A 9,205-nucleotide genomic window follows, 5' to 3' on the forward strand; every position below is an offset into this window, starting at 1 on the left:
CGCCCTGGCCGCCCTGGTTGCTTCGCGGAGCGAACACCGAGCTGCTTCGCGGAGCGAACACCGAGCTGCTTCGCGGAGCGAACACCGAGAGGCCCACCTCTGGACCCGGTTCTGCCAAGCCGCGGGAAAGGAGGCCTGGGCCGGGGCCGCCTACACGCCAGCCCGGGTTGCTTTGCGAAGCAAACACCGAGAGGAGAACCCCCTTTACCGGAAAGCGTGCGCCTTCTTCCGAGAGAAAAGCGCCCTCGAGTGGGAGGCCTGGGCGGCCGAGCACGGCCTTCCCTTGGCGGCGGTGCGGCCCTACACCCCGAGGGGGTTCGGACTGCCCTGGGCCTTCGCCGAAGGGGCGCAGGTCGAAAAATAGCCCACCCCCCTTCCCATCGGCCCCTGCGGCTTAAAGGGGCGGGCCCGGCCCACCTCCTCTTCCCGCACGAGGGGGCTGAAAACCGCCTTGGACCGCATGCGGTGGTTTTGAGCCAAGGTGCCCCCGCCTGCGACCTTCCCGGGAGATCCTCCCCTCAACCAATCAAGGATGAGGGCAGGGATTCCCTGCCCCGAGGTGCTCCCTTCGGAAAGCAGCTGGGTTGGTGGACCGTAGGCCATCTCAAGCGGAAGGACAAGGCCCCAGGCCGTGCCCCACGGCCACGGCTTCCCTTCCAGGTACGGGCTACGCCCGTGAACACGGGAGATACCGGGAAGGTTCCCTCATCGAGGTTGAGGGCGCCGTTTGGGTCCGCCTGAGCCTTCCAACCGCAGGCGCAGCGGTACAGCCCACGGGCAACCCTATTCCCCTTGTAAACCTTCCCGCAGGCATGAGAGGTGCGGGAGGGGTTCCGCTCGTGAACGTAGCCGCTACGCGGCTGACCCACCTCTGCCCGCACCGCGATCCCGGCCCGCCTGGTAACGGAGCCTTTCGCCCTTCCTCCAGGCCTGCAGGGCCGCCAGAACCGGTCGTGGCCCAGGGGTTGCCGCTTCTCCCTTGGTCTCTTTCCTCTGATTGTCCCTTTCTTACGAATACCCCCCTCTTGACAGAAAAGAAAAGCTTTCGTAAGATCGCCTTGGACCCAGAAGGGAGGTTAACCAAATGAAAGAGAAGCTCTGGACAAGGCGGAAGGTCTTCAAGCTGGGCCTCATCCCTTTGGCGGCCGGGCCGCTTAGGGCCTTGGCCCAGGGGTCTGGGGAGCTGATCTACAACTCCTACATGGGCGACCCGGTACCCCGGGCCTTTGATCAGAAGATGGTGGCCCGCTTCAAGCAGAAGTACCCCGGCATCCGGGTCCAGCACACCATCGTGGCCCACGAGGACTTCAAACAGGCCATCCGCACCTACCTTATCGCCTCGAGGCCCCCGGATGTCCTCACCTGGTTCGCCGGAAACCGGATGCGCTTTTTCGCCAGCCGGGGCCTCCTGGCCGACATCACCGATCTTTGGCAGAAGGAAGGCCTGGAGAAGGTGATCAACCCCGCCCTCCATGAGGCCTGCAAGTACAATGGCCGCTATTACTTTCTTCCCACCGGCTACTACTGGTGGGCGGTGTACTACCGAAGGGACATCTTTGAACGTCTGAACCTCAAACCTCCCGCCACCTGGGAGGAGTTCCTAGGGGTGTGCGAGCGGCTTAAGGAGGCGGGGATCACGCCCCTGACCACGGGGACCCGGTTCCGTTGGCCGGCGGCCGCCTGGTTCGATTACCTCAACATGCGGATCAACGGCCCCAAGTTCCACATCGAGCTGACGGACGGCCTGGTGCCCTACACCGACGAACGGGTGCGCCGGGTTTTTGACTACTGGAAGGTCCTGTTGGACAAGGGCTACTTCATCGCCAACCCGGCGGCCTATGACTGGCACGAAGGGGTGGCCCTAATGGCCCAGGGCAAAGCGGCCATGTACCTCATGGGCGCCTTTATTCGCGAGTCTTACCCCAGGGAACGGTGGGAAGAACTGGATTTCTTCCGCTTTCCCATCATCGACCCCAAGGTCCCCGTGGGGGAGGATGCCCCGACGGACGGCTTCTTTGTGCCGGCGCGGGCCCGAAACCTGCAAAACGCAAAGCTCTTCCTCGCGTACGCGGCCTCCCGCGAGTTCGCTGAGGCGATGATCAAGGAGCTGAACAGCATCTCCGCCCGCACCGATATCCCCATGAACCTATATTCAGACTACTTCCAGAAAGGCATCCGGGAAGTCCTGAGCAGGGCCAATTACACTGCCCAGTTCTACGACCGGGACACCCACCCCGAGATGGCGGAGCGGGGGATGAACGGCTTTGTTCAGTTCATGGCCAATCCGGGTCAGATCGGAAGCATCCTCCAGGCGCTGGAGGCCGACCGGAAGAGGATCTTTGCCCAAGAAAAGTAGAAGGGGGTGGGGAAGGGCCTGAGGGGAGATGGGACACCCAGGCCCTTCCCCCCGCTGACGAGCATGGGCCGCATACGCTTGGGTCAAGGACCGGGGGCTTTCCTCTGGCTCCCCTTGCTCTTATACTCCGTTTGGGTCATCTACCCCACCCTCTCCACCGTCTTGCTGGCTTTTGGCAGCTGGGACGGTGTTTCGCCGCAGTGGTCCTGGGTGGGTCTGTCCAACTTTGAGCGGCTTTTCCAGGACCCCGCCTTTTACCAGGCCATCAGGAACAATCTCATCTGGTTGCTGATCTTCCTGAGCATCCCCACCGCGGGCGGGCTGTTCCTCGCCTACCTCCTCAACCATCCCATCCCCCTGGAAAGGTTCCTCAAGATCAGCTTCTACCTGCCCTTGGTCCTCTCCCCCACCGTCATCGCCCTGGTGTGGGCGTGGATCTACCATCCCGAGCAGGGCCTGCTGAACTCCGCCCTGGCAGCCATCCTCTCCTTCTTGCACACCCTCGGTCTTCCCCTAAACCCCGAGGCAGCCCGCTCCATAGGCTGGCTGGGCGACCCCAAGCTGGCGCTGGGGGCGATTCTGGCAGCGGCGTGCTGGCGCCAGGTGGGGTATGTGATGATCCTGTACCTGGCAGGCCTCAAAACCCTGGACCCGGAGATCGTGGAAGCGGCCCAGGTGGACGGGGCAACGGGATGGACCCTGTTCCGCAGGATCATCCTCCCCCTTCTGACCCCAATCACCACCCTGATCGTGGTCATCAGCACGGTGGACTCCTTCCGCTCCTTTGACCTGGTGTACGTCCTGACCCGGGGTGGGCCCTTCCACAGCACGGAGGTCCTGGCGAACTACATGTACTTGGCAGCCTTCCACGACTACCAGATGGGCTATGCCGCGGCCATTGCCGTGGTGTTGATGGGCATCACGATAGCGCCGATAGCCTTTTTCCTCTGGTACACCGTCCGACGGGAGGAAGCGTGAAGGGCAAACTCCATCCTTTCCTGGTCTTATTCCTCTGGACAGCCGCCCTCCTATGGCTTTTCCCTCTTATTGGGGCCGTTTTGGTCAGCCTGAGAAGCATGGATGACCTCACCCTAAGAGGGTTCTGGAGCTGGCCCAGGGAGATTGCCTTGGAAAACTATCTCCGGGCCTGGGAGGAGGCGGGGGTCCGCCGGTATCTGGCGAACAGCTTCATCATCACCCTGCCCTCCTTGATAGGTGTGCTGGTGCTCGCAGCCATGTCGGCCTACGCCTTGGTCCGCTTCCGGTTTCGCCTCGCCTTCCCCCTGTACCTCCTCTTCTTGGCCTTTAACATGGTTCCCTTCCAAATGCTCATGCTGCCCGTCTTCCGCCTGGCCAATCAGCTGGGGGTGTACGACACCTACCTAGCTCCCATCCTTTTTCACACCGCCTTCCAGCTCGGCTTTGCCACCTTTGTCCTGCGCAACTTCGCCCGGACGATCCCCCTCTCCCTGTTTGAGTCCGCAGTGGTGGACGGGGCCGGGGAGTGGACGATCTTCCGGCGGATCGCCTGGCCCCTGATGCTTCCGGGGATCGCGGCCATCGCCACCCTCGAGTTCACCTGGATCTTCAACGACTTCCTCTGGGCCCTGGTCCTTATTGGACGGGACGAGCTCAAGCCCATCACCACAGGCCTGGCCAACCTGCGGGGCCAGTACATCACGGACTGGCCCTTGATTGTAGCGGCCAGCCTGATGGCCACCTTACCCACTCTGGTCGTCTTTTTCGGACTGCAACGGTACTTCATTCAAGGCCTGACCCTGGGGGCCACGAAAGGATAGGAGAGGCTATGCTGGGTGTCTGCTACTACCCGGAGCAGTGGCCCAAAACCCGCTGGAAAGAGGACTTTGAACGCATGAGGGAGCTGGGCCTGCGCTACGTGCGCCTAGGGGAGTTCGCTTGGAGCGCCCTCGAGCCCAGCCCCGGCGCCCTAACCTGGGGGTGGCTGGATGAGGTCCTGGAGCTTGCGCACGGCCAGGGCCTGGCGGTGGTCCTAGGCACGCCCACGGCCACCCCCCCCAAGTGGCTTGTGGACCGCCATCCGGAGATCCTCCCCGTGGACCGGGAGGGGCGGAGGCGGAACTTTGGGGGAAGGCGGCACTACTGCTTTTCCAGTCCCGCCTATCACGAAGAGACCGCCAGGATCGTGGCCCTCCTGGCCGAGCGCTATGGCCGCCATCCCGGGGTCGCCGGGTTCCAAGTGGACAACGAGTACGGATGCCACGATACGGTGCGTTGCTACTGCGGCCTTTGCCTCCAGGCCTTCCGGGGTTGGCTCCGCTCAAGATACGGACAGGTGCAAAACCTCAATGCGGCCTGGGGCACGGCCTTTTGGAGCCAGAGCTACCGGGATTTTTCCGAAGTGGGCCTGCCCCACTTGACCGTGGCCGAGCCCAACCCAGCCCACCTGCTGGACTACTACCGCTTCGCCTCAGACCAGGTGCGGCGCTACAACCGCCTCCAGGTGCAGATTCTCAGAGCCTACGCACCCGGCCGGTTGATCACCCACAACTTCATGGGCTTTTTTACAGACCTGGACCCCTTCGCCCTGGCGGAGGACCTCGACTTCGCCAGTTGGGACAGCTACCCCCTGGGGTTCACCGACCTGATGCCCCTGCCCCCGGAGGAGAGGGCCAGGTGGGCGCGTACGGGCCACCCGGATGTGGCCGCGTTTCACCACGACCTCTACCGGGCGGTAGGCCGGGGGCGGTTCTGGGTTATGGAGCAGCAGCCCGGACCTGTGAACTGGGCCTCTCATAACCCCAGCCCGGCCCGGGGAATGGTGCGCCTTTGGACCTGGGAGGCCTTGGCCCACGGGGCGGAGGTGGTCTCCTACTTCCGGTGGCGCCAGGCCCCATTTGCCCAGGAACAGATGCACGCGGGTCTCAACCGGCCGGATGGAAAGCCGGATGTCGCTTATTATGAGGTCAAACAGGTATCCGAGGAACTCAGCCTCTTTGCCCTGCCGCCTCCAGTAAAGGCCCCGGTAGCTCTGGTTTATGACCCGGAGGCGGCCTGGGTGTTCGAGATCCAACCCCAGGGGGCAGGATGGAATTATACGCACCTGGTCTACACCGTGTACAGCACCCTACGGCGGCTTGCCCTCGATGTGGAGTTCGTAAGGCCTGGGGGGGATCTGCGAGGGTATGCCCTGGTGGTCGCCCCGAGCCTGCCCGTGGTACGGGAGGCCTCGAAGGAAGCCCTGGCCAAGGCCGAGGGGCTGGTCCTTCTGGGCCCCCGTTCCGGGAGCAAGACGGAGGAGTTTCAAATCCCTGCGGACCTACCCCCAGGCCCCCTGCAAGCCCTTCTGCCCCTGAGGGTGGTCCGGGTGGAAAGCCTTCCCCCTGGCCTTACCGAGGAGGCGGAGGGGGCACTAGGGCGTTTCCATCTGGGGGTGTGGCGGGAATGGGTGGAAACGGATCTTCCAGCCCTTCTGCGGTTTAAGGATGGGGGAGGGGTTCTATTCCGCGCAGGCCGGTGGTTCTACCTGGCCGCCTGGCCAAGCCCGGAGCTTCTGTTCGCACTGCTGTACAGGCTGGCCGAGGAGGCGGGCCTTAAGCCTCTCCCCCTTCCGGAGGGCCTGAGGCTCAGGCGCAGGGGAAACCTTGTTTTCGCCTTCAACTATGGCCCCCTCGAGGCCGAAGCCCCCGCCCCCGAGGGGGTTCGGTTCCTTCTGGGAGGGAGGCGGATTCCGCCTCATGACCTCGCGGTATGGGAAAGCCAAACGGCTGAAACATAGAAAAAGCGGGCTTTGCGGATCGGCTTGGCCCATTCCCGGGCGCCCTAGGGCCCAGCCCGATTCCAGTCCCCCGCCCACCCTGGTCAAGAAAAGCACATGCCTCTTGCCCAAGTGAGGGGGGTAACCGCTAAAGGGGCCGGGCTTTAAGAACTGGGGGTGCGGCAGGACCGTCATCCCCCTCAATGCATGGAGGGGATACACGGACCCCCTGGACTCAAGGGGCCTATGTAGCGCCTGAACGCCCACCCCCTTGGTCCCTTCAGTGCTCCCTCCGGGAAACAGCCGGTTCACAGGAACGGTGGACTGCAGGGGGGCAAATCCATTCCGGCTGCCTGCACCTCCCCCGGGGTTGTCCAGGCTAAAGCTGGAGTTGTCTGGGGGGCTCGAGGGAAGCCCATCCCCTTGGAGCCCCCCGTTCTCCCTAAGGGGATGCCTTTGGCCCCTCGTGGGCTTTCTGAAACCGCAGAAGGAAGATGGCCATGTAAAGCAGCAGTCTGTCGTGGGTAGAGGACAGATTAAGGCCGGTCAGTTCCTCGACCCGGTGCAGGCGGTAGAGCACCGTGTTCGGATGCACCCCAAGCCGATCCGCGGTTTGTTTGAGCGAGCCCCCTGAGGCGAGGTAGGCCTCCAGGGTCGGGACCAGGTCCGAAAAGGCATGGAGGGGGTCCAGGATCCTTTGAAGACGCGCCTGGCCTCGAGGGGCCTCCAAAGCTATGGCCAGCGCCCACGTCATCCGGGTCTCGTAAAGGCCGGGCGCAAGGGGAAGGTGATGGGCCAAAGCCAGGGCCTCCTCCATGTCGTCAAGGAGCGGTTTGAGCTCCTTGCCGACAGGGCTAACCCAGAGGACCGCCCTTTGCTCAAGGGCATACTCGGAGAGAACCCCCTTGACCCCAAGGTCCGGCCGGTCAAGGACGAGGTACCTGCCCTGCGGGGTGTACATGTAGGCGGTGTTCCGGGCCCAAAGCCTCAAGGAGATCGCATTCGGCAAGACCACAAGGGCTCCCGTTTCTTCGGGTCGGGCGCCTACGACAAGGTAAGGACCTTCAAGGGCAAAGGGGGCAGGGGCTTCCTGGTACCCCCGGGCCGATTGTTCACAGACCCGGTCCAAGAGCGTGGCCACCTTGGGGGCCAGAGTGGGAAGCGCCTCCGGCCACTCCCTTGCCAAGAACTCGAGGGCCCCCTGCGCCCAGAGGCGGTAGGCCCGGAGGAGAGCATAAAGCCCTACGCCCTGCTCCCGACGGCGCTGCCCCACCGTGAAGGCCATCTCGTCCAGGTTTCCCCACTCCTCCAGGTGCCTCAGGTACTCATAGGAGACCATGGCCACATCCCGGTAAAGGACGCGCTCGTCCAGCCGATTGTAGTCAGGGATTTCTTGCGCATACCACCTGGCCATGGACTCCGCCCAGGAGCGAAGGGTTTGGACCTGCATAGCCACGGCCTCACCTCCGGTGTGCAGCCAGCTTCCCCTCCATCCTAGCACACCTGTGGGGAAACCCAACGAAACGGGAGGGTTCTTTGGTGTTCAACCCATTGACACCCCTCAACCTCAGCTTAGAGCCTGGTGGAGAGAACCTAAGGGGGGAAAGATGTGGTCAAGAACCTGATTGGCGCTGAGTGGCGGGCCCCTTCTGGTCCAGTCCTGCCCGTGTACAACCCGGCCACGGGGGAGGTCATCGAGGAGGTGCCCCTCTCCGGGGGGGAGGAGGTGGACCAGGCGGTTCAGGCCGCAGTCCGGGCCTTTCAGAGCTGGAGCCGGACCCCCTTAATGGAGCGGGTTCAGCTCATGTTCCGTTACAAGGAACTTCTGGAAGAGCACTTTGAGGAGCTGGCCCACCTGGTGACCCTTCACCACGGGAAGACGCTGGAGGAAGCCCGGGGGGAGGTGCGGCGGGGGATAGAGGTGGTGGACTTCGCCTGCTCTGCCCCCAGCCTGCTCCAGGGCCGGACGCTCCGGGAGGTGAACAGGGGGGTGGACCAGAACCTGTTCCACTATCCCCTGGGGGTGGTGGCGGGGATTCCCCCCTTCAACTTCCCGGTGATGATCCCCCTCTGGATGTTCCCTATTGCGGTGGTGGCGGGGAACACGTTTGTGCTCAAGCCTTCGGAGCGGACACCCCTGGGGGCCGTACGGCTCGCCGAGCTGTTTTTGGAGGCGGGTTTTCCCGAGGGGGTACTGAACCTGGTCCACGGGGCAAAGGAGGCGGTGGACGCCCTCCTGGGGCATCCGGAGGTGCGTGCGGTCCAGTTCGTGGGCTCGGAGCCCGTGGCGCGGTATATCTACCAGGAAGCGGCCCGGAACGGAAAGCGGGTCTCGGCGGCGGGGGGCGCGAAGAATCATCTGGTCGTGATGCCGGATGCGGATCTGGATCTGGCCCTGCCCGCAATTCTGAACTCCGCGTTCGGGAACGCGGGGGAGCGGTGCCTGGCGGGGAGCGTGGCGGTGGCGGTGGGAGAGGTAGGCCCCAGGCTGCTGGAGCGGGTGGTGGAGGGTACCCGTAGGCTTCGGGTGGGCCCGGGGTGGGAGGCCGGAGTGGACGTGGGGCCGCTCATCCGGGAGGAGCACCGGCGACGGGTGGTGGGGTACATCCAGCAGGGGATCGAGGAGGGTGCCGAAGCGGTGGTGGATGGGCGTGGGGTGGAGGGCCCTGGGTTTTTCCTGGGTCCGACGGTTCTGGACCGGGTCTCTCCCAAGATGGTGGTGGCGCGGGAGGAGATCTTTGGCCCAGTGCTTTCGGTTTCGTACGCCCATACGCTGGAGGAGGCGATCGCGCAGGCCAACCGGGTGAAGTACGGGAACATGGCGACGATCTTTACCTCCAGCGGCCGTGCGGCGCGGGCCTTCCGGGAAGGGGTTGAGGCGGGGATGGTGGGGGTGAACCTGGGGGTGGCGCAGCCCTTCGCCTTCTACCCGTTTTCCGGCTGGAGGGCAAGTTTCTTCGGCGACCTCCATCCCCACGGCCCAGATGCCTTCCTCTTCTATACCCGCAGAAAGGTGGTGGTGGAGCGGTGGTGATGCGGGCGGCCATCTGGGAAGGGGTGGGCAGGCCCCTAAAGGTGGAGGAGGTGCCGGTCCCAAGCCCCCGGGCGGGGGA

The 9,205-nt window shown here is 64.1% G+C and carries 7 protein-coding genes and 1 pseudogene; 6 read left to right on the forward strand and 2 right to left on the reverse strand.

Annotated features, from left to right (window positions below; all coding sequences use genetic code 11):
- Positions 1-364, forward strand: a pseudogene (locus tag C4301_RS08165) (hypothetical protein); the annotation flags it as partial.
- Between the two features lie 154 nt (positions 365-518).
- Here the strand turns inward: C4301_RS08165 and C4301_RS08170 are convergent.
- Complete coding sequence (locus C4301_RS08170) at positions 519-881, reverse strand: zinc ribbon domain-containing protein (RefSeq protein WP_352414602.1); 363 nt, start codon at positions 879-881, stop codon at positions 519-521.
- A 203-nt stretch (positions 882-1,084) separates the two neighbouring features.
- Between C4301_RS08170 and C4301_RS08175 the strand changes: the two genes are divergently transcribed.
- The 4 genes from C4301_RS08175 (at position 1,085) to C4301_RS08190 (ending at position 6,113) form a co-directional block, all read left to right on the forward strand.
- Positions 1,085-2,356 carry an ABC transporter substrate-binding protein gene (locus C4301_RS08175; protein WP_352414603.1) on the forward strand — a complete coding sequence of 424 codons (1,272 nt, stop codon included), beginning with the start codon at positions 1,085-1,087 and terminating at the stop codon, positions 2,354-2,356.
- A 114-nt stretch (positions 2,357-2,470) separates the two neighbouring features.
- Positions 2,471-3,334: a carbohydrate ABC transporter permease gene (locus C4301_RS08180; protein ID WP_352414604.1), complete on the forward strand. Its 864-nt coding sequence runs from the start codon at positions 2,471-2,473 to the stop codon at positions 3,332-3,334.
- Entirely contained in the window at positions 3,331-4,155 is an 825-nt protein-coding gene (locus C4301_RS08185) for a carbohydrate ABC transporter permease (protein ID WP_352414605.1), read from the forward strand. Before C4301_RS08180 ends, C4301_RS08185 begins: the two co-directional genes overlap by 4 nt.
- A gap of 8 nt (positions 4,156-4,163) precedes the next feature.
- Positions 4,164-6,113 carry a beta-galactosidase gene (locus tag C4301_RS08190; protein WP_352414606.1) on the forward strand — a complete coding sequence of 650 codons (1,950 nt, stop codon included), beginning with the start codon at positions 4,164-4,166 and terminating at the stop codon, positions 6,111-6,113.
- Between the two features lie 421 nt (positions 6,114-6,534).
- Here the strand turns inward: C4301_RS08190 and C4301_RS08195 are convergent, their stop codons facing one another.
- Positions 6,535-7,542, reverse strand: coding sequence for a PucR family transcriptional regulator (locus C4301_RS08195; RefSeq protein WP_352414607.1), 1,008 nt, complete (start codon positions 7,540-7,542; stop codon positions 6,535-6,537).
- Positions 7,543-7,701: 159 nt separating this feature from the next.
- Between C4301_RS08195 and C4301_RS08200 the strand changes: the two genes are divergently transcribed.
- Positions 7,702-9,126: a CoA-acylating methylmalonate-semialdehyde dehydrogenase gene (locus C4301_RS08200; protein WP_352414608.1), complete on the forward strand. Its 1,425-nt coding sequence runs from the start codon at positions 7,702-7,704 to the stop codon at positions 9,124-9,126.
- Positions 9,127-9,205 lie beyond the last annotated feature (79 nt).

The organism is Thermus sp. (assembly GCF_040290245.1).
GTDB lineage: Bacteria > Deinococcota > Deinococci > Deinococcales > Thermaceae > Thermus_A.

Excerpts from the sequence above, each read along its gene's own strand:
- C4301_RS08175 (WP_352414603.1), top strand. The coding sequence starts at position 1,085 with ATGAAAGAGAAGCTCTGGACAAGGCGGAAGGTCTTCAAGCTGGGCCTC.
- C4301_RS08195 (WP_352414607.1), bottom strand. The coding sequence starts at position 7,542 with ATGCAGGTCCAAACCCTTCGCTCCTGGGCGGAGTCCATGGCCAGGTGG.
- C4301_RS08190 (WP_352414606.1), top strand. The coding sequence starts at position 4,164 with ATGCTGGGTGTCTGCTACTACCCGGAGCAGTGGCCCAAAACCCGCTGG.